The organism is Kocuria sp. ICS0012 (assembly GCF_001665945.1).
GTDB lineage: Bacteria > Actinomycetota > Actinomycetes > Actinomycetales > Micrococcaceae > Kocuria > Kocuria marina.
Genome location: NZ_LZMM01000019.1, coordinates 116,086 through 135,777, shown reverse-complemented (window position 1 = coordinate 135,777; position 19,692 = coordinate 116,086). Strand labels below are relative to the sequence as shown.

The window sequence follows — 19,692 nt, the reverse complement described above, 5'->3', positions numbered from 1 at the left end:
GGGCACAGGATCAGTACAACACGGTGCACGCGCGATTTATTCACGAGCCCGCACACGTGTGGGTGAGGTCACGATCGTGAACTGTCCCCACCCCGTGCACGAAAATTATCCACAGGTGTGGAGAACCTTGTGCATATCGCGATCGACATGTCCCCTCCAGGGCAGTCCTAGCGCGCTGTCGCGGTATCCACAGGGGTGTTCACAGTTGTGGAATTACACATCTGTAAGTTGTTAACAGGTGTGGACAACCCCTGTGGACAGCCATTGGGACGCCCGGATCAGAGTGCGAGCCCCGACCCGGATCCGGCGGAACGGGAGAGCTTTCCCTGCTTACGGCCGGGCCCGGTCAGAGTCGGCGACGCAACCCCGGCAGCATGGCGAGCGCCACGAGACCACCGGCGATCAACCCGCCCACGTGCGCCTGCCAGGCGATGCCGCCCACCAGGAAACCGAAAGCCAGGTTGATCGCGATCAACACCGCGATGGGCGTGATGTTGTTCTTGAAGTGGCGCATGAACACGAACATGGCGCCGAAGAGCCCGAAGACGCCGCCGGACGCCCCGATGACGAGCACCCACGGATTACCGAGCAACAGCACTCCCACGGATCCGCCCAGCACGGACACCACGAACAGGACGGCCATCCGCCAGGTCCCCAGCAGCGGCTCGAGCATCCGACCGAAGAGATAGAGCGTGTACATGTTGAGCAGTAGGTGCAGCGGTGAGGGCATCGCGTGGACGAAACCGCTCGTGAGCATCCGCCACGGCTGGGTGTCCGTGAGCGAGGGAGCGTATCCCAGGATGCTCGTCAGGCTGTAGGGCGTGAACAGGCTCGTGAGCCACTGCAGGCCCCACATGACCACGCAGATCCCGATGAGCGTCCACGTCACGGGCATGCCCCCGACGCGCTGGGGGCTGCGACGACGGCGCGGCGCAGCGCCGTCGTACCCGCCGCGTGGCGCGCCACCCGGGTGGGCGGACTGCTGACCGTGGACGTATTGCCCGTACCGCGGGGCGGGAACGGGCGCGCCGCTCCACGGGGCGGGACCGTCCGGGGCGCCAGCGGGCCGTCCGTGGTCCGGCGGGTCGTCGGGGTGGTGGGTCATGGTTATCCTCCGGGAGTGGGCGGGGCGGCTGGACGGGGCTCGAATACGGACGAAGCCCACCCGGGGACCGGGTGGGCTTCGTGCCGGGCGTGAAAGCTGCGGGTCAGAGCTTCTCGATGTCGATGGAGGTGATCACGCAGTCCTCTACGGGGCGGTCCTGGCCGCCGGTGCGCACGTTGTTGAGCTCGTCCACGACCTTCTTGGACTCGTCGTCCGCGACCTCACCGAAGATGGTGTGCTTGCCCTGCAGCCACGTGGTGGGCGCGGTGGTGATGAAGAACTGGGAGCCGTTGGTGCCGCGGCCGTTGCGGGTACCGGCATTGGCCATGGCCAGCATGTACGGGGCGTTGAAGTTCAGTTCGGGGCTGATCTCGTCGTCGAAGTTGTAGCCTGGGCCACCGATGCCCTGGCCCAGCGGGTCCCCGCCCTGGATCATGAAGTCCTTGATGATGCGGTGGAAGACGACGTCCTTGTAGAGCGGGCCGTTCTGCTTCTCACCCGTGCGGGGGTCCGCCCATTCCTGGGTGCCGTCCGAGAGACCCACGAAGTTCTTGACCGTCTTGGGCGCGTGGTTGCCGAAAAGGTCCACCACGATGTCCCCGTGGTTGGTGTGGATGGTGGCCTTGTGCGTGGCGATAGCGGAAGTCATGATTCACATTGTGGCACGGCGTCCTCGGGGCCGACAGAACGCTCCCGAGGTGTTCAGCGCACAGTGAAAAGGGCTGGGGTGTCGCTTTATCCCCGGGAATCCCGGGGTTGTCAGACCGTATGCTGAAGGTGGAGATTTTTACGGTCACCACTGTAGGAGGGACACACAATGAGCTTGTTCAAGAGCAAGGCCCAGAAGCAGACCGAGCACGCCAGGAAGAACGCCGAGTCCAAGGTCGTCAGCGCTGGGGACTGGCTCTCCAGCGAGATCGGTGAGTTCGGGGAGAAGCTGCAGCACGGCGTGCAGGCGGGTGCGTCCGCCCTCGCGAGCGGTGTGGAGGCCACGGGTCCCTACGTCCAGGACGGTCTGGGCAAGGCGCAGAACCTCGGTGAGGACATCAAGCACCGCGGCGAGAAGGCCAAGGCCGCCGGTGCCGCTGCCGCCGCCCCCATGGCCGCGAAGGCCGCCAAAAAGACCGCCGAGGGCCGTGCCGTGGCGCAGGACAAATACTCCGGCGCCGTGGCCGCGCTGGCCTCCAAGGTCGCCCACGCGGACACCTCGGACCAGTTCGACGCCCTCGTGGCCAAGCTGACTGGTGACAAGAAGACCGTCAAGCGCATCCAGAAGGCCGCGAAGAACTCGGCCAAGGAATACGCCAAGCAGCAGAAGAAGGCCCAGGGTGGCCACAAGGGTCTGCTGCTCCTCGGTCTCCTCGCCGCCGGTGGCGTGGCCGGTGTGGCCGCGTGGCGCGCGTCCCGCCCGGTGCAGGACCCCTGGAAGACCCCCGTCACGGCCTCCCCGCGTGTATCGGCTTCCCCGGTCAACACGAACTCCACGGTCGCCGCCGGCACCGGTGTGAAGGTGGACGACGTCAAGGACCCCACCTCCTCCGCCCAGAAGGCGGGCACCGCGTCCCAGGCCGCCCACCGCGCCTCGGACAGCGTGAAGTCTGTGGCCGAGGACGCCAAGCAGACCGTGAACGAGGTCAAGGAGCAGATCAAGGGCTCCAAGACGGACGACATGGGCACCCCGGACAACCGCTCCAAGCACAACCCGGGCGACCCCAAGCACTGAGCCGGTTCTCGCGCGTCGACCGCGCGTGACCCGCACGACGACGGCGCCGCATCCCTTGGGGGGGGGGGCGCCGTCGTCGTACCGGAATGAACACACGAACCCGTGCATGGCGAGCGCACGGGCTACATGGAAGGAACGCATGAGTCGTTCGCTGCGAACGCACGGGCCGTGCGGGGAGACCCGCGGCCCCGTGCGGTGGGACTCAGGAGAAGATGTCGGAGACCGTGTCCCACATCTGGTAGACGCCCAGGATGATGAACAGCACGGCGCAGACCACCAGGACCGCGTTGGTGAACACACCGTTGCGCCAGCGCTTGGGCGTGCGGGACGTGTTGAGCAGTCCCAGCAGCGTGACCGCCAGGAACGGCATGAACAGTGCCCCGAGCACGCCGTAGAGCAGGATGAGGAATACAGGCCGGTCCAACAGGAGCAGGAGCATGGGCGGGAACGTGAGCCACAGCAGGTAGAACTTGAAGTACTTCCCGCCGTTGCGGGTGTCCGGATGGCCGCTGGGCTTCTTGCGGATGTTGCCCCAGTAGTCCGCGAACATGAGGGACACCCCGGACCACACACCCACCACGGAGGAGAACGAGGCCGCCCAGAATCCCACGAGGAACGCGATGCCGATGACGTCCCCGTAGCGGTCGCGCAGCACCCGGTCCAGGTCCAGCAGGCCCTTGTCCCCGGCGCTGATGGCGTAGCCGGCGGAGTAGAGGACCTCGGCACCCACCACGAGCATCGCGAGCACGAAGATACCGGTCACGGTGTAGGCCACGGTGTTGTCGAGCTGCATCACGCGCATCCACCGCGGTTGGTGCCAGCCCTTCTCCCGCAGCCAGTAGCCGTAAGCCGCGAGGGTGATCGTGCCGCCCACGCCGCCGGCCAACGCGAGCGTGTAGACCACACCGCCCTGCGGGATCACGGGGATCAGCCCGGTAAGCATCTGAGGGATATTGGGCAGGGTGATGATCGCGAGCCCCACCATGACCAGGAACATGATCCCCACCATGGCCGCGGTGATCTTCTCGATCACCGCGTAGCGCCCCGCCCACACGATCACGAACCCGATCAGGCCCATGAGGATGGCCCACGCCCACAGGGGCAGGATGGGGAACAGCGCGGCGAGCGGCAGGGCGGAGGAGGACATGGCCGTGGCGCCGTACACGAATCCCCAGATCAGGATGTACGGACCGAAGTACCAGGACGTCCACCGGCCCAGGGAGCGCCAACCCTCGAAAATGGTGCGCCCGCTCGCGAGCGAGTACCGACCGGCGCCCTCCACGAGCACAATCTTCATGATCGTGCCCGCGATGACCGCCCACAAGAGGGTGTAGCCGTAGCGCGAGCCGGCGGTCAGCGTGGCCACCATGTCCGCGGCACCCACGCCCGTGGCCGCCACCACGAGACCGGGACCGATCAGCTGCCACCGTTTGACCTTCTCCAACGACTCATCGGGGTCGATGGACGGAAGGGGTTGCAGCGGGGTCTTGTCGCGCATCGGGGGCTCCACACTTCGGGCATGAATCAGGTCACAGTTGTGCTCATGCAGTCTTTCACGCGGGGTGCGCCACACTCCTTCGGTGGCGAAGTATGGCTGGTGTGTCCCCGCCGAGGACCGGGGACGCGCACGCAAGGCCGGGGACAGGAGGAACCGGGCCAGGACGAACCGGATGAAAGCGGATGAGCACGGACCAGGAACAGGCCCGGCACGAAGGAACCCCCGGGGACCGGCGCTGCGGTCCCCGGGGGTTCTCGGGTGTGGAGCCTAGGAGATTCGAACTCCTGACATCCGCCTTGCAAAGGCGGCGCTCTACCAACTGAGCTAAGGCCCCGTGTTCAGTTGTGGTGCTGATCCTGCCGAACGCGGATCGCGGTACCGGGACGGTCAGTCCACGGGGTCCACGGCCGAATTCCACGCCTCTCGTTTGGCTTCCGCCTCGCGCCAGGACTTGAAGGCTGCCACGGACAAGCCGGCCAGTGCGGCCAGGGCTGCGATTCGTGCCTTCATGGGGACCCTCCGAACGAGATCATCTCGCGGTTGGCGGGAATTCGATGGGTGGGCGTACCAGGAATTGAACCTGGGACCTCTTCGTTATCAGCGAAGCGCTCTAACCGTCTGAGCTATACGCCCTCAGCGTGCACCGCCAGAATCGTCCTCTGATCGGCCACGCCAAGACTTTACCGGAGTTTCATCCGCCGCACAAAATCGGACGGACCGCGGGATCAGTCGTCGGTCAGGGTCACCCCGATGCCCCCGATCAGGGACGCCGCGATGTTGTACACGAGCGCCCCGAGCACGGACAGCACGGTCAGCAGGATGACGTTGACCACGGAGATGATCGTGGCGAACAGGGCCACGTTGCCGAGCGAGAGGAACCGCTTGATGTCCGCTCCCCCGGCGCTGCCGCCGAGCATGGACAGCAGTTCGTTGATCCCGTCGAACAGCCCGGTGAGGCTCAGCACGATCCACAGCACCAGGGACGCCACGACCGTGATGATCCCGAGCGCCACGGAGAGCAGGAAGGCCAGCTTGAGCACGGACCACGTGTCCACCTTGGACACCACGAGCCGTGCGCGGCGCACCTTGGCCCGGGGGGCGGGTCGCACGAGTCCCTTGCCGGAGCTCTTGGCGCTCTGCGGGGACGGCTTCTGGGGGGAAGAAGTCTTCACGGGCTGGCCCGCCTTCGAGGCTGAGCTCGCGCTCATGCGTCACCTCCGTTGTCGTTGTGCTCCAACGCTACTGCATCGTCGTCACCGACCGGCGCAGCGGCGTCGGCACCGTCCTGGCCCGCGGGGACGTCCGCGGTCGTGACTTCGGGGGAGTCCATCGCGGAGCCGGGGGCGACGTCGCTCGGCCCGGTGGCCTCGGCGGCGTCCTCCTCCGCGACCTCCTTCTCGATCTCCCGCTCGGCGTTGCGGGCGACCCCCACGATGGCGTCGTTGGGACCCGGCTTGGCGAAGATCACACCCATCGTGTCACGGCCGCGGGCGGGGACCTCGCTCACGTTGGAGCGCACGACCTTGCCGCTCTCCATGACCACGAGCACCTCGTCGTTCTCGCCCACGATCAGCCCGCCCACCTGGCCACCGCGGACCTCGGCGAGTTTGGCAACCTTGATGCCCAGGCCACCGCGGCCCTGCACGCGGTACTCCTGGACGCTCGTGCGCTTGGCGTAGCCGCCCTCGGTCACCACGAACACGTAGGAGTCGTCGCTGACCACGTTGGCGGAGAGCAACTCGTCCCCGGGGCGGAACTTCATGCCCGTGACACCGGAGGTCGCGCGACCCATGGGGCGCAGGGCGTCGTCGTCAGCGGTGAACCGCAGGGACTGGCCCAGGCGCGAGATCAGCATGACGTCGTCGTCGGTGTTCACGAGCATGGCCGAGACCAACTCGTCGTTCTCGCGCAGGTTGATCGCGATCACGCCCGCGGAACGATTGGTGTCGTAGTCCGGGAGCCGCGACTTCTTGATCAACCCGTTGCGGGTCGCGAGCACGAGGTACGGGGCGTCCTGGTAGGAGTGCAGCTCCATGACCTGGGCGATGCGTTCCTCGGGCTGGAACTCCATGAGGTTGGCCACGTGCTGGCCCTTGGCGTCCCGGCCGGCCTCCACGAACTCATAGGCCTTGACGCGGTAGACGCGCCCGAGGGTCGTGAAGAACAGGATCCAGTTGTGGGTGCTCGTCACAAAGAAGTGCTCCACGACGTCGTCGCCGCGCAACTGCGCGCCCTTGATGCCGCGACCACCTCGGTGCTGGGCGCGGTACTCGTCCGCGCGGGTTCGCTTGACATAGCCGTCGCGCGTGATGGTCACGACCACCTGCTCCTGCGGGATGAGGTCCTCCATGGAGACGTCCCCGTCGAAGCCGTAGAGCACCTCGGTGCGGCGGTCGTCACCGTAGTGGTCCACGATGCCCTGCAGTTCCTCCGAGATGATCTCGCGCTGACGATCCTCGGACGCGATGATCGACTCGTACTCGGCGATCAACCGCTGCAGCTCGGCGTGCCGGTCCTGGATCTTCTGCCGTTCGAGCGCGGCCAGGCGGCGCAACTGCATGTTGAGGATCGCCTGGGCCTGGGCCTCGTCGATCTCGAGCAGCTCCATAAGCCCGGTGCGTGCCTGCTCCACGGTGGGCGAGCGCCGGATCAGGGCGATGACCTCGTCCAGGGCGTCCAGGGCCTTGAGCAGGCCGATCAGGATGTGCGCTTCCTCCTGCGCCTGCTTGAGGCGGTACGTGGTGCGCCGGACGATGACTTCCATCTGGTGGGTGACCCAGTGGTGCACGAACGCGTCCAGGGACAGCGTCCGGGGCACCCCGTCCACGAGCGCGAGCATGTTCGCGGAGAAGTTCTCCTGCAACTGCGTGTGCTTGTAGAGGTTGTTGAGCACGACCTTGGGTACGGCGTCCCGCTTGAGCACGATCACCAACCGCTGACCCGTGCGCCCCGAGGTCTCGTCGCGCATGTCGGCGATGCCCTGGACCCGCCCTTCCTTGACGAGGTCCGCGATCTTGATGGCCAGGTTGTCCGGGTTGACCTGGTACGGCAGCTCCGTGACCACGAGGCACGTGCGGTTGTGGATCTCCTCCACACTGACCACCGCGCGCTGCGTGATGGAACCACGACCGGTGCGGTAGGCCTGTTCGATGCCCTTGTGGCCGAGGATCTGCGCCCCGGAGGGGAAGTCCGGACCCTTGATCCGCTTGATGAGTTCTTCGAGCAGGGTCTCGCGGTCCACGTGCGGGTTCTTGAGGTACCACTGCACGCCGTCCGCGACCTCGCGCAGGTTGTGCGGGGGGATGTTGGTGGCCATGCCCACCGCGATGCCGGAGGAGCCGTTGACCAGCAGGTTGGGGAACCGCGCGGGCAGCACCACGGGTTCCTGCTGCTTGCCGTCGTAGTTGTCCTGGAAGTCCACGGTGTCCTCGTGGATGTCCTGGACCATCTCCATGGCCAGAGGCGCCATCTTGGTCTCGGTGTACCGGGGGGCCGCGGCGCCGTCGTTACCGGGGGAACCGAAGTTGCCCTGCCCCAGCGCGAGCGGGTAGCGCATGATCCAGTCCTGGATCAGTCGCACCAGGGCGTCGTAGATCGCGGAGTCACCGTGCGGGTGGTAGTTGCCCATCACGTCGCCGACCACGCGCGCGCACTTGTTGAACGAACGATCGGGGCGGTAACCGCCGTCGTACATCGTGTAGAGCACCCGCCGGTGCACGGGCTTGAGACCGTCCCGCACGTCCGGCAGCGCGCGCCCCACAATCACCGCCATGGCGTAGTCCAGGTAGGAGCGCTGCATCTCCGTCTGGAGATCGATCTGCTCTACGCGGTCGCCCGTGATCGCCACCTCGTCGGTCACGACGCCGTCGCCGGCCTCGGGTGCGTCCTGCGGGTCCACGGGGCCGTTGCCGTCCTGCGTCTCGTCACTCATGGGTTGCTGTTTCCTTCTCTCGTCCCCGGGATCATCGTTCATATTCGCGCCGGAATATTCCGGGCGTCACATGCTCAGATGTCCAGGAAGCGGATGTCCTTCGCGTTCTGTTGGATGAACTCGCGGCGGGACTCCACGTCCTCGCCCATGAGGACCGAGAACACCTGGTCCGCCGCGGCGGCGTCGTCCATGGTGACCTGCAACAGCGTGCGGTGCTCGGGGTCCATGGTGGTGTCCCACAGCTCCGTGTAGTCCATCTCGCCGAGGCCCTTGTAGCGCTGGATGCCGTTGTCCTTGGGCAGCCGGCGGTTCTCCGCCAGCCCCTTGGCCAGGGCGGCATCGCGCTCGGCGTCCGAGAAGACGTAGTTGTGCGGCGCGTTGGACCATTTAATGCGGTACAGCGGCGGCTGCGCGAGGTACACGTACCCGTGCTCGATGAGCGGACGCATGAACCGGAACAGCAGCGTGAGCAGCAGGGTGGTGATGTGCTGACCGTCCACGTCCGCGTCCGCCATGAGCACGATCTTGTGATAGCGGGCCTTCTCGATGTCGAAGTCGTCACCGATCCCCGCGCCGAAGGCTGTGATCATGGACTGCACTTCCGCGTTGGACAGCGCCCGGTCCAACCGGGCCCGCTCCACGTTGAGGATCTTCCCGCGCAGCGGCAGGATCGCCTGGTGCGCGGGATCGCGGCCCTGCACGGCGGAACCGCCCGCGGAGTCACCCTCCACGATGTAGATCTCGGAGACCGTGGGGTCCTTGGACGAGCAGTCCTTGAGCTTGCCCGGCATGCCCCCGGACTCCAGCAGGCCCTTGCGTCGTGTGGTCTCGCGTGCCTTGCGCGCGGCCAACCGCGCCTGGGACGCGTAGATCGCCTTGCGGATGATGTCCTTGGCGGGGGTGGGGTTGCGCTCCAACCACGCCCCGAACAGGTCGAACATCTCGCGCTGAACGAAGGTCTTGGCCTCCGAGTTGCCTAGCTTGGTCTTGGTCTGCCCCTCGAACTGGGGTTCCGCGAGCTTGATCGAGATCACCGCGGTGAGCCCCTCGCGCACGTCCTCGCCCGTGAGGTTGTCGTCCTTGTCGCGCAGCAGCCTGTTCTCCCGCGCGTAGCGGTTGATGAGCGTGGTCAGCGCGGTGCGGAAGCCCTCCTCGTGGGTGCCGCCCTCATGGGTGTTGATGGTGTTGGCGTACGTGTGCACGGACTCGTTGAACGCCGTGGTCCACTGCATGGCCAGCTCCAGGGACATCTTCTTGTCCGGGTCGTCCACCTCGAGCGAGATGACGTCGTCGTGGATCAGATCGACCTTCTTGGCCGAATTCAGGAACGTGACGTAGTCCAGCAACCCGTGCTCGTAGCAGTAGACCACCCGGCGGGCGCCCGCGTGGGCGTGGACAGCGGCGTCGTCCGCGCCGACCGTCCCTCCGTCCTGTCCCTCGACCGGACCGGAGGCGTCCACGGGGGACTCCCCCGCGATCTCCTCGCCGGTCTCGTCCGTGACGCGCTCGTCCGTGAGCGTGATCCGCAGACCCTTGTTGAGGAACGCCATCTGCTGGAACCGCGCCCGCAGGGTCTCGAAATCGAAGTCCACGGTCTCGAAGATCTCGGGGTCCGGGTAGAAGACCTGGGTGGTCCCGGTCTCGTCCGTCTGCTCGCCGCGTTCGAGCTCACCCTGGGGGTGGCCGCCGTTCGCGAAGCTCATCCGCCAGACGTAGCCCTGCCGGCGGACTTCGGTGTCCACACGCCGGGACAGGGCGTTGACCACCGAGATGCCCACGCCGTGCAGACCGCCGGACACGGCGTAGCCGCCGCCGCCGAACTTGCCACCGGCGTGCAGGATGGTCATCACGACCTCCACGGTGGGCTTGCCCTCCGTGGGGTGCATGTCCACCGGGATGCCGCGGCCGTTGTCGCTCACGCGCACGCCGCCGTCCGACTGGAGGGTCACCTCGATGTGGTCGCAGTACCCCGCGAGCGCCTCGTCCACCGAGTTGTCGACCACCTCGTAGACCAGGTGGTGCAGGCCGCGGGGGCCAGTGGAACCGATGTACATCCCCGGGCGCTTCCTGACCGCCTCGAGGCCTTCCAGAACGGTGATGTCGCTCGCGCCGTACTCGTGCTGTAGGGGATCCTCTGTAGCCACGGGGTCTCCGGTCCTCCTGCGTAATCGATGGCGATCATCACCCGACCCATATGAATACAGCCGATGAGACGGCTCGCGGCTCATCGGCTGGCGGGACGGGAAGATCTTTGGCTTCCCATTCTACCGCATGAAGCGCTGGACGGCCCGCAGACGCCCCGGAGCCCCGCCGCGCAGGGTGGACCCATTTTCGGGGTGCGGTGCGCCTCGCGCGCTTCTGGCGCGTTTTTGACGATTTCAGCTCACCCGTAGGTGTCCCGCGGCCCCCTGCCCTGCACCGACCAGCGCCCCCGTTTCCAGCTCGGCCCCACGGGACCGTGGATCTCGAGCCGCGTGACGATCCCCTCCCCCAGCTTGTCCGAGAACTTCCTGATGATCTGGGGTTGGATCAACCGCAGCTGGGTCGCGTAGGCCGTGGAGTCGCAGCGCACGCGCACCACGGTGTCCTCGAAACTCTCGGGCCACGTGTGCTCAGCGTTGCGCGCCCCCACGAGGGACGGCCAGTCCGCGAGCACACTGCTCACGTTCACGGGCGTCTTCCATCCCCTGTGGGTCATCAGCGCGTCCACCACGGTGGACAGCGCTCGGGGGTCCCGCGCGGAACGCCCCGGTCCCGAGAAGCCCCCGAGCTGCCGCGGATCCACGCCGTAGCGGTCCCGCGCGCGCAATGCCGGGGAGCCCGTTCCCTCCTCCATGGCCGTGCCGAAGGCGCGCATGTTCTTGGCCGCGGCCGCCTTGGACAGGGGCGTGTCCCCGCGGTCGCGGGCGGCCTTCCGGGCCCGTTGCAGGGCCACGGCCGCCGCGTCCACGACGTCGCGATGCACGGGCTCGCTCACGGCTGCTCCGCCTGGGGAGCGTTCTGGTTCCCGCCGGACCCGGGCTCGGGTCCGGACTCGGGCTCGGGCTCGGCCGACGACGCTGCGCGGTTCCATACCGCCCCCGGCTCTACCTCGATCACCGTGGGCGAGTCCTCGAGCAGCGCCGCGGGTAGGTCCTCGTCCACCGCGGCGGTTACGAGCACCTGCTCGGCCTGCCGCACGAGCTCGGCCAGGCGGCGTCGACGGCGCGCGTCCAGTTCCGCGAACACGTCGTCCAGGATCAGCACGGGCGCCGAACCCCGGGCCGGATCGTCGGCGAGGTGGACATACCACGAGCCCAGGCGGAGGGCCAGGGCCGTGGACCAGGTCTCCCCGTGGGACGCGTAGCCCCTGGCGGGGGTGTCGCCCAGTCGGATCACGAGGTCGTCCCGATGCGGTCCCACCAGGGTGATCCCGCGATCCCGCTCATGACGTGCCATGCGCTCGAAGGCATTCATCATGAGCTCGTAGAGGTCCGTGACCGAGAAGTGTTCGAGCGCTTCCTGATCGGCACCGGGTGCCACGGACGAGCTCTCGTAGCCCAGGGACACGTGCTTGGGCCCGTCCGTGAGCTGTTGGTATGCCCGGTCCACCTCGGGCTCCAAAGCCTTGAGCAACTGCAACCGCGCACCCATCACGGCCGCGCCGGCGCGCGCGAGCTGGTCGTTCCACACCGCGAGCGTCGCACGATCCGAGTCCGAGAACCCCCGGGAGCGCCGCGCCGATTTCAGCAGGGCGTTGCGCTGCTTCAGCGCCCGGTCGTAGTCCGAGCGCGCGGCACCGAGCACCGGCCGCATGGCCGTGGCGAGATCGTCCAGGAACCGCCGCCTGTGGGACGGATCCCCCTTGACCAGGGTCAGGTCCTCCGGGGAGAACAACACGGTGTGCAGGGTCCCCAGGGCCTCACGGGCGCGGACCGGGGCCGCTCGGTTGATCCGCACGCGATTGGCCCGCGCGGCGTTGAGTTCGTACTCGAGGACCGTGCGCTGTCCCCCGCGGTTGACGCGTACCCGGATGATCGCCTGGTCCGATCCCGTGGTGATGAGTGGTCCGTTGCCCGAGACGCGGTGGGAGCCCAGGGTCGCGGCCCAGTCGATCGCCTCCACGATGTTGGTCTTGCCCACACCGTTGGGTCCCACGAACACCGTGAGACCTGGGGCAAGGGGGAGGTCCAGACCGGGGTAGGTCCGGAAGTTGGCGAGCGACAGGTGGTCTACGAACACACGATCACTGGTTGGGCAGACGCACCGGCATGAGCAGGTACTTGTAGTCCACGCTGTCCTCGCCGTCGGGCTCGCTCTGGGCCGAGAGCACGGCCGGCTTCGGAGGGGCCGTGAACGAGAACCGGACGTAGTCGGAGTCGAACGCGTGCAGTCCCTCGGAGAGGTAGGTGGGGTTGAAGGCCACGGTGATGTCATCCCCGTTGAGCTGGGCGTCCAGAATTTCGGACGCCTGGGCGTCCTCCCCGGTTCCCGCGTCGAGCGCGACCCGGGACTCGCTGAACGCGAGTCGCACGGGGGTGTTGCGTTCGGCTACGAGGGACACGCGGCGCACCGCTTCCACGAGTTCCGAGGTCTTCACCACGGCGGTGATCGGTGTGTGATCCGGGAACAGCGAGCGGATCTTGGGGTACTCGCCGTCGATCAGCAGGCTCGTGGTGCGTCGTCCGCCGGATTCGAATCCCACGAGTTCCGTGTTCTGAGCGAGCGCGATGTTCACGTCCCCGGAGGATCCCAGGGTCTTGGCGATGTCATTGAGCGTCTTGGCCTTGATCAGGGCCGCCGTGGAGATCGTGGGATCGGAGGGCCGCCAGGTCAGTTCCCGCATGGCCAGCCGGTAGCGGTCGGTGGCCAGCAGGGTCATCTTCTCGCCCTCGATCTCCATGCGGATGCCCGTGAGGATCGGCAGGGTGTCGTCCTTGGACGCCGCGATGTTGACCTGTGCCACGGCGTGCGCGAACTCGTCCCCGGCCACGACGCCGGACAGGTCCGGCAGTCCGGGCAGCTGGGGGTAGTCGTCCACGGGCATGGCCGCGAGGTTGAATTTGGCGGAACGGCACGTGAGGGTGACCTTGCCGCCGTCGGCCTCGAGCTGCACGGGAGCGGAGGGCAGCGAGCGGCAGATGTCCGCGAGCAGACGGCCGGAGACCAGGGTGGTGCCCTCCTCGAGGACGTCCGCGCTGATGGTCAGGCGCGCGGAGATCTCGTAGTCGAAGCTTGCGATGGACAGCGAACCGTTCTCCGCCTTGATGAGCAGTCCGGACAACAGGGGGACGGGAGGCCGCGGTGACAGCGAACGGGCAGTCCAGGTGACTGCTTCAGCCAGTACGTCGCGCTCGACCGAGAACTTCACGGGGTGCCCCTCTTTGGTTCGGAACCGAAGTGTTTTGTCTGCATGGTATCCGGCCGCGGGGACGTCATCCGAACCCCCGGATCGTCAGGTTCGGACAGGATCCGCCCGTGGCGGTTCCTGGATTCTTGTAATTACAGAGATCCCGGGGACCCGTTCGGCCGGGGAGAACCGGATTTTTGTTATTCGGTCGATCTTTTCTTAAGGGGTAGAAGTGTTAATAACCCCTGTGGACTCTGTGGATAACTGTCTGTTCCTCAGGAATCCCGCGGTTCGGGGGTGTTGATCCGGTGTGGACGATTGTGGATTGCCTTGTGCGTGCCGAGTGCACAACTTCCGCGTGATTCCGCGGATTCCACAGGCTTGCCCACCGATGCGCGGCGGTTGTCCACCGCCTGTTCGGGGTTGTCCACAGATTTTTCCACACGGCCCTGAACAGGACTGTGCACAGCGCGTCCACACCCCCGAATTTTCCTGTGCACCGTGGGCGGCGAAAGCAGTGGATCCGCGGGCTCGACCTGTGGACGAATCACAAGAAGAACGGGCCCCCGGAACCGTGTTCCGAGGGCCCGTCTCCGGGTGTCGCGTGATCGGGGCGGGTCTTAGCCCTCGCGCGATTGTTGTTTGATCCGGTTGGTCAGCTCCGTGACCTGATCGAAGATCTGCCGGCGTTCGGCCATGAGCGTGCGGATCTTACGGTCCGCGTGCATGACCGTGGTGTGGTCCCGCCCGCCTAGTTCCTGACCGATCTTGGGCAGGGACATGTCCGTGAGTTCCCGCAACAGGTACATGCCGATCTGGCGCGCGGTCACCAGGGTGCGCGTGCGGGACTTGGACTTCAGCTCGTCCAGGGTGATGTTGAAGAACGCGGCGGTCTGCCCCAGGATCGAGGCCGCGGTGATCTCCTGTCCCCCGTCGTCGGTGATCAGATCCTTCAGCACGAGCTCTGCGAGCGGGAGATCCACCGGTTGCTTGTTGAGGGACGCGAAGGCCGTGACCCGGATCAACGCCCCTTCCAGTTCGCGGATGTTGGTGGAGATGTGGGAGGCGATGTACTCCATAACATCGTCCGGGGCGTCCATCCCCTCGCTAATCGCCTTCTTGCGCAGGATCGCGATCCGGGTCTCGAGCTCGGGCGGCTGCACGTCCGTGATCAGTCCCCACTCGAAGCGGGAGCGCATCCGCTCGGCGAATCCCGTGAGCTGTTTGGGCGGCATGTCCGAGGTGATCACGATCTGCTTCTCGTGATTGTGCAGCGCGTTGAAGGTGTGGAAGAACTCCTCCTGCGTGTGCTCCTTGCCCGCGAGGAACTGGATGTCATCGATCAGCAGCAGGTCCACGTTGCGGTAGATGCCCTTGAAAGACGAGCCCTCGTCGTCGCGGATGGAGTTGATGAAGTCGTTGGTGAACTCCTCCGAGTTCACGTACCGCACGCGCAGCTTGGGGTAGAGCCGCTTGGCGTAGTGCCCGATCGCGTGCAGCAGGTGGGTCTTGCCGAGACCCGAATCCCCGTAGATGAACAGCGGGTTATATGCCTTGGCGGGGGTCTCTGCGACCGCGAAGGCTGCGGCGTGGGCGAACCGGTTCGACTGGCCGATCACGAAGGAGTCGAAGACGTACTTGGGGTTCAGTCGGGCGGAACTGTCCCATTCCGAATCCGCCGGGCTGGTGTCCGAACCGTTGCCGGTGCTGAGCACCTCGCGCTGTTGCGGCCCCGGGGGCGCGGCTTCGGGTAGGCGGCGCGGGGGCAGATCGTCGTACTCGCCGGCGCCGTCGCCGGGCTCGGTAGTTGCCAGGCCAGCCGGGGAGCGCGGGACGCTCTCGCCCGACGGCGCATCGCGGCCGGGAGCAGGCTGGAAGAGTCCGGGCGTACGTTCGGCTTCGAGCTCGTTGAGCGAGGGGATGGTGCGGTCGGAGGACCGCGCGTCGGTCGCGGCGCGAGTGGTGGGCGGCTGGACCTCGAGCTCGGGGTCCACGACGAATGCCACGAGCGTGTCCGCTCCCAGAACCCGGCCCACGCTCTCGTCCAGGATCTCGGACATGGGGCGGTTCTGCAGGAATTCCCGCGTGGCCTCACTCGGGACCGCGATCAGCAGCGTGGTGCCCATCAGGCCGCGGGGTTCACACACCGCGATGGTCCCGCGTGCCCGTCCCGTGACCCGCGGGTTCTCGTTCATGACGCGGACGCACTCTGCCCATTGCTCGAGCAAAGCCCTGTTGTCCTGCTGCATGAACGACTCCTGACGTGAGATACGGGGAAGCCCCAGTTTTCCACAGACTTGTACACAGCGGTGGATAACCTCGTGGGGGCGGCCGCAAACCTCAGCCTAGAGCATGGTTCCGGGCTCGACATAGCCCGTCGGAGCCGGTGCACAGAACTACAACTGTGTAGTTCCCACCTGGGGATAACTTGCTCTGGCGGGGTGTGATCCGGCGCTTTTCCACATGCTCCCGGGGGGGGCGGTGTACACACTTGTGGAGGGACGCGGCCGCCCGTCTGGCAGCCCACCGGACCGCCGATCGTAGTGTGCGGCAATTTGACCGGTGTGGCCCTTTTGACTACTGTGAATCAGTCTTGTGCGTGTAGGATTGCGATTTCTGCGCGTCCGCATGCCCCCAAATACGTACCGCGTGCGTCCCCTGTGATCCGTCGCAGTTGGCGCGCCGTTGTCCAACCTCGTGGAGTGACTAATGCCCAAGCGGACTTTCCAGCCCAACAACCGCCGCCGCTCTCGCAAGCACGGCTTCCGTGCTCGCATGCGCACCCGTGCCGGCCGCGCCATCATCGGCGCCCGCCGCAGCAAGGGCCGCGCCAGCCTGTCGGCCTAACTCATCGTCAACTCGCGAGGTTCGCATCGTGCTGCCCACCAGGCATCGGATGCGGACCTCGGCGCAGTTCTCAGACACCGTACGTTCCGGCGCCCGCAGTGGCCGCCGGAACGTCGTCGTATCCGTGCGAAGCACCACGGAGCAGGCGTCCCGCGTGGGGTTCATCGTCTCCAAGGCGGTGGGCAACGCCGTGGTCAGGAACAAGGTTAAGCGCCGCCTGCGTGAACTCGCTGCCGTGACCGTCCGCGAACACCCGGCCGGGCTCGACGTCGTCGTCCGTGCTTTGCCCGCGGCCGCCGCGGCAGGGTGGGACGAACTGGGGCGTGACTACCGCGACGCCCTGCATGCCGCGCTGCGCAAGGCGCGATGACCTCCCCGCTGCGTACGCGGCGGATGCCGTAACGTTGCTTGTACAGAGTCGAGAAGGAGGCCCGCACGTGACATCACGTCCGTCTCCCGAGCAACTCCTCGCGCGCGCGCCGCACGAGTACAACCCCGGCGGTGGCCTCGTGCGCACCATGAAGCATCTTCCGCAGAATCTTTGCATCGCCCTGCTCAAGCTCTACCGCACGATTGTCTCCCCGCTGTACGGAGACGTGTGCCGGTATTTCCCCTCCTGTTCCGCATACGCGCTGGAGGCGTTCACCGTGCACGGCGCGGTGCGCGGACTGGGACTGAGCGTCAGACGTCTGCTGCGCTGCCACCCGTGGGCGGCCGGCGGGATCGATAGGGTCCCGAGCGGCGGTCGGGAGTTCCCCTCCGTGGCCTCGACCCCCAAAATCGTTCTGCTCAACCACCCGACCCTCGTGCGCGACCACGTGCACGACTGCCCGGCCCGTGACGACCACGCGGCTCAAGGAGCCAACGCTCGATGAACTTCTTCGACATTATTCTCTTTCCCTTCAGGTGGATCGTCTCCGCCGTGCTGTGGGTGTTCCACGAACTGTTCACCACCCTCGGGATGGATCCGGCCTCTGGTGTCACCTGGGTGCTGTGCATCGTGGGCCTGACCCTGGTCATGCGTACACTGACCATCCCGCTGTTCCTCAAGCAGATCAAGTCCATGCGCGGCATGCAGGAACTGCAACCGGAGATGGCCAAGCTGCAGGCCAAGTACAAGGGCAAGAAGGACCAGCTCTCCCGCCAGGCCATGGCCGAGGAGCAGATGGCCCTGTACAAGGAACACGGATCCAACCCGTTCGCGGCGTGCCTGCCGATCATCGTGCAGATGCCCATCTTCTTCGCGCTGTTCCAGGTGCTGCGTTCGGTCCCGCAGGCCGCCCAGAACAACGAGTCCATCCACGTCCTCACGCCGCAGCTGGTCCACCAGTTCAACGACTCCACGATCTTCGGCGCTCCCCTGTTCTCCACCCTGATGCAGCCGGGTGCGGGCAACCACATGGCCACCATCGTGCTGGCGATCGTCATGATCGTGGCCATGTGTGCCACACAGTTCATCACGCAGAAGCAGCTGACCGCGCGTAACATGAGCGATGCCGCCAAGGAATCGCCCATGTACCGCCAGCAGCAGATGATGCTCTACCTGTTCCCGCTCATCTTCGCGATCGGTGGCATCAACTTCCCGCTGGGTGTGCTCATCTACTGGACAGTCTCGAACCTGTGGTCCATGGGCCAGCAGTGGTGGGTCATCCGCAACAACCCCACCAAGGGGTCCCAGGCGGAGCGTGAACTCAACGAGCGCCGTGCGGCCAAGGGTCTGCCCCCGGTGGGCATGACCAAGAAGGAGCACGAGGAGAAGCTCGAGGAGCAGCGTGAACGCGCGGCGGCGGGCCAGCGTCAGCAACCCGTGTCCAAGAAGCGCCAGAAGCAGCAGGCCAAGAAGAACGGCTGAGAGGTCGCACCCAATGAACGACATCGACGAACAGCAGCAGCTGCCCTCGCAGGACGCGCCCGCCGAGACGCAGACCCCCGAGCTCTCCCCCCTCGAGGAGGAGGGTGAGATCGCCGCGGACTACATCGAGGAGCTCCTCGACACCGCGGACATCGACGGCGACATCGACATCGAGGTCCGGGACGGGCGCACGTACGTCTCCGTGGTCGCGGAGGACGGTGACGACTCCCCTCTGCGAGAGCTCGTGGGCGAGAACGGCGAGACGGTCGAGGCGCTGCAGGAACTCGCGCGGCTGTGCGTCCTCAGCGCCACGCAGCGGCGCAGCCGGTTGATCTTGGACATCGCGGGGCACCGTGACGAGAGAGCCTCGGAGCTCCGCGAGATGGCGCAGGACGCCGTGGCCAAGGTCGAGTCCGAGGGCGGCAGCGTGCACCTGCCCCCGCTATCCCCGTACGAGCGCAAGATCGTCCACGACGCCGTCGCGGACGCCGGTCTGGTCTCCGAGTCCGAGGGCGACGGCGCCGGGCGCCACATCGTGGTCTCGGCGGCTCAGTGACCGTGTCGCGTTCCACCCCGCACCCCGCCGCGTCCGGGCAGGACAAGAACGGGTCGGGCGCCGAGGGCGCGTCGCGTCCCGCTCCCGAGCCCCAGCCAGCCCCCGAGCTCGGTGAGCACGAGACCGCAGCGCGCACGATCTTCGATGACCGCCTCGACCTGGCGCGGCGCTACACGGAGCACCTGGCGTCCTCGGGCATCGTCCGTGGACTGATCGGCCCCCGTGAGGCCCCGCGATTGTGGGAACGTCACGTACTCAACTGCGCAGTGGTGGAGAGCCTGATCCCGCGGAATGCTCACGTCGCGGACGTGGGCTCGGGGGCCGGCCTTCCCGGCCTGTGCCTCGCGATCGCCCGGCCCGATCTGTCCATCACGTTGATCGAGCCGCTGGAGCGCCGTGTCGCGTGGCTAGAGGAGATTGTGGCGGATCTCGGCCTGGACAACGTCCGTGTGCTGCGGGCGCGCGCCGAGCAGGCAAAGAACGAGGTGGGCCCGGTGGATGTGGTCACGGCCCGAGCCGTCTCCGCGCTCATCGGTCTGGTGGACATCACCCTGCCGCTGTTGAAGGGTTCCGGTGAGCTGCTCGCGCTCAAGGGACGCTCCGCCCAGGACGAACTGCGCAAGGCGAGCAAGAAGTTCAATCGTTTCGGGGTCCGGTCCTCGGAGGTCGTGACCGTGGGCGAGGACCTCCTGGAGGAACCCACCACGGTGGTCCGGCTCGTGCTGTGAATCCGTCGTTGCCGGTGCGGCCTTGTCGATAAGCTACTAGGAGCACCGCACCAGTCACGGAAGGGACAGTCGATGACCGAGCCGGAACGGCCCACAGCAGGACCTACCCGTGGACACGACTTC

18 protein-coding genes and 2 tRNA genes are annotated in these 19,692 nt (G+C 66.6%); 7 read left to right on the top strand and 13 right to left on the bottom strand.

Features of this window, described 5'->3' with window-relative positions; translation table 11 throughout:
• Window positions 1–346 precede the first annotated feature (346 nt).
• Together A5728_RS02310 and A5728_RS02305 are read right to left on the bottom strand one after the other, a co-directional pair.
• Entirely contained in the window at window positions 347–1,105 is a 759-nt protein-coding gene (locus A5728_RS02310) for a rhomboid family intramembrane serine protease (RefSeq protein WP_231885471.1), read from the bottom strand.
• Window positions 1,106–1,208: 103 nt separating this feature from the next.
• Window positions 1,209–1,754, bottom strand: a complete 546-nt coding sequence (locus A5728_RS02305; protein WP_064845494.1) for a peptidylprolyl isomerase — start codon at window positions 1,752–1,754, stop codon at window positions 1,209–1,211.
• A 168-nt stretch (window positions 1,755–1,922) separates the two neighbouring features.
• On the opposite strand from A5728_RS02305, the gene A5728_RS02300 reads away from it, so the two are divergent.
• Complete coding sequence (locus A5728_RS02300) at window positions 1,923–2,828, top strand: hypothetical protein (RefSeq protein WP_064845493.1); 906 nt, start codon at window positions 1,923–1,925, stop codon at window positions 2,826–2,828.
• A 202-nt stretch (window positions 2,829–3,030) separates the two neighbouring features.
• Here the strand turns inward: A5728_RS02300 and A5728_RS02295 are convergent, their stop codons facing one another.
• From A5728_RS02295 to dnaA, 11 genes are all read right to left on the bottom strand, one after another.
• The gene (locus tag A5728_RS02295) at window positions 3,031–4,326 is read right to left on the bottom strand and encodes an Nramp family divalent metal transporter (RefSeq protein WP_064845492.1); all 1,296 of its coding nucleotides are present in this window, start codon (window positions 4,324–4,326) and stop codon (window positions 3,031–3,033) included.
• 261 nt (window positions 4,327–4,587) lie between these two features.
• Window positions 4,588–4,660, bottom strand: a tRNA-Ala gene (locus tag A5728_RS02290).
• A gap of 53 nt (window positions 4,661–4,713) precedes the next feature.
• Window positions 4,714–4,836, bottom strand: a complete 123-nt coding sequence (locus tag A5728_RS14965) for a hypothetical protein (RefSeq protein WP_255359867.1) — start codon at window positions 4,834–4,836, stop codon at window positions 4,714–4,716.
• A 49-nt stretch (window positions 4,837–4,885) separates the two neighbouring features.
• Window positions 4,886–4,959: transfer RNA gene (locus tag A5728_RS02285), tRNA-Ile, on the bottom strand.
• 92 nt (window positions 4,960–5,051) lie between these two features.
• On the bottom strand, window positions 5,052–5,534 hold the full coding sequence (locus A5728_RS02280; RefSeq protein WP_035962792.1) for a DUF3566 domain-containing protein: 483 nt from the start codon (window positions 5,532–5,534) through the stop codon (window positions 5,052–5,054).
• A complete protein-coding gene (gyrA, locus tag A5728_RS02275; protein ID WP_064845491.1) occupies window positions 5,531–8,257 on the bottom strand; it encodes a DNA gyrase subunit A in 2,727 nt (908 codons plus the stop codon). Before gyrA ends, A5728_RS02280 begins: the two co-directional genes overlap by 4 nt.
• Before the next feature lie 74 nt (window positions 8,258–8,331).
• On the bottom strand, window positions 8,332–10,401 hold the full coding sequence (gene gyrB / locus A5728_RS02270) for a DNA topoisomerase (ATP-hydrolyzing) subunit B (RefSeq protein WP_064845490.1): 2,070 nt from the start codon (window positions 10,399–10,401) through the stop codon (window positions 8,332–8,334).
• Window positions 10,402–10,640: 239 nt separating this feature from the next.
• Window positions 10,641–11,234, bottom strand: coding sequence for a DUF721 domain-containing protein (locus tag A5728_RS02265; protein ID WP_064845489.1), 594 nt, complete (start codon window positions 11,232–11,234; stop codon window positions 10,641–10,643).
• A complete protein-coding gene (recF, locus tag A5728_RS02260) occupies window positions 11,231–12,478 on the bottom strand; it encodes a DNA replication/repair protein RecF (RefSeq protein WP_082943170.1) in 1,248 nt (415 codons plus the stop codon). Before recF ends, A5728_RS02265 begins: the two co-directional genes overlap by 4 nt.
• Window positions 12,479–12,482: 4 nt before the next feature.
• Window positions 12,483–13,607: a DNA polymerase III subunit beta gene (gene dnaN, locus A5728_RS02255; RefSeq protein ID WP_064845488.1), complete on the bottom strand. Its 1,125-nt coding sequence runs from the start codon at window positions 13,605–13,607 to the stop codon at window positions 12,483–12,485.
• Between the two features lie 599 nt (window positions 13,608–14,206).
• Complete coding sequence (gene dnaA / locus A5728_RS02250; protein ID WP_064845487.1) at window positions 14,207–15,835, bottom strand: chromosomal replication initiator protein DnaA; 1,629 nt, start codon at window positions 15,833–15,835, stop codon at window positions 14,207–14,209.
• Window positions 15,836–16,295: 460 nt separating this feature from the next.
• Here dnaA and rpmH point away from each other — a divergent pair, with 460 nt between their 5' ends.
• From rpmH to rsmG, 6 genes are all read left to right on the top strand, one after another.
• Entirely contained in the window at window positions 16,296–16,433 is a 138-nt protein-coding gene (rpmH, locus tag A5728_RS02245; RefSeq protein ID WP_035962803.1) for a 50S ribosomal protein L34, read from the top strand.
• Window positions 16,372–16,803, top strand: a complete 432-nt coding sequence (gene rnpA, locus A5728_RS02240) for a ribonuclease P protein component (protein ID WP_369795598.1) — start codon at window positions 16,372–16,374, stop codon at window positions 16,801–16,803. Before rpmH ends, rnpA begins: the two co-directional genes overlap by 62 nt.
• A gap of 67 nt (window positions 16,804–16,870) precedes the next feature.
• Complete coding sequence (yidD, locus tag A5728_RS02235; RefSeq protein ID WP_064845486.1) at window positions 16,871–17,308, top strand: membrane protein insertion efficiency factor YidD; 438 nt, start codon at window positions 16,871–16,873, stop codon at window positions 17,306–17,308.
• Entirely contained in the window at window positions 17,305–18,285 is a 981-nt protein-coding gene (yidC, locus tag A5728_RS02230; protein ID WP_064845485.1) for a membrane protein insertase YidC, read from the top strand. The genes yidD and yidC overlap by 4 nt, the downstream gene beginning before the upstream one ends.
• A gap of 13 nt (window positions 18,286–18,298) precedes the next feature.
• Window positions 18,299–18,841: a R3H domain-containing nucleic acid-binding protein gene (locus tag A5728_RS02225; RefSeq protein ID WP_064845484.1), complete on the top strand. Its 543-nt coding sequence runs from the start codon at window positions 18,299–18,301 to the stop codon at window positions 18,839–18,841.
• Window positions 18,842–18,978: 137 nt separating this feature from the next.
• A complete protein-coding gene (gene rsmG / locus A5728_RS02220; protein ID WP_064845522.1) occupies window positions 18,979–19,569 on the top strand; it encodes a 16S rRNA (guanine(527)-N(7))-methyltransferase RsmG in 591 nt (196 codons plus the stop codon).
• The last annotated feature ends 123 nt before the right edge of the window (window positions 19,570–19,692 follow it).

Bases quoted from the DNA above. Each gene is read 5' to 3' on its own strand.
- A5728_RS02310 (WP_231885471.1), bottom strand. From the start codon at position 1,105: ATGACCCACCACCCCGACGACCCGCCGGACCACGGACGGCCCGCTGGC.
- gyrA (WP_064845491.1), bottom strand. From the start codon at position 8,257: ATGAGTGACGAGACGCAGGACGGCAACGGCCCCGTGGACCCGCAGGAC.
- yidC (WP_064845485.1), top strand. From the start codon at position 17,305: ATGAACTTCTTCGACATTATTCTCTTTCCCTTCAGGTGGATCGTCTCC.
- A5728_RS02305 (WP_064845494.1), bottom strand. From the start codon at position 1,754: ATGACTTCCGCTATCGCCACGCACAAGGCCACCATCCACACCAACCAC.
- rpmH (WP_035962803.1), top strand. From the start codon at position 16,296: ATGCCCAAGCGGACTTTCCAGCCCAACAACCGCCGCCGCTCTCGCAAG.
- A5728_RS02280 (WP_035962792.1), bottom strand. From the start codon at position 5,534: ATGAGCGCGAGCTCAGCCTCGAAGGCGGGCCAGCCCGTGAAGACTTCT.
- A5728_RS02300 (WP_064845493.1), top strand. From the start codon at position 1,923: ATGAGCTTGTTCAAGAGCAAGGCCCAGAAGCAGACCGAGCACGCCAGG.
- A5728_RS02225 (WP_064845484.1), top strand. From the start codon at position 18,299: ATGAACGACATCGACGAACAGCAGCAGCTGCCCTCGCAGGACGCGCCC.
- dnaA (WP_064845487.1), bottom strand. From the start codon at position 15,835: ATGCAGCAGGACAACAGGGCTTTGCTCGAGCAATGGGCAGAGTGCGTC.
- A5728_RS02295 (WP_064845492.1), bottom strand. From the start codon at position 4,326: ATGCGCGACAAGACCCCGCTGCAACCCCTTCCGTCCATCGACCCCGAT.
- A5728_RS14965 (WP_255359867.1), bottom strand. From the start codon at position 4,836: ATGAAGGCACGAATCGCAGCCCTGGCCGCACTGGCCGGCTTGTCCGTG.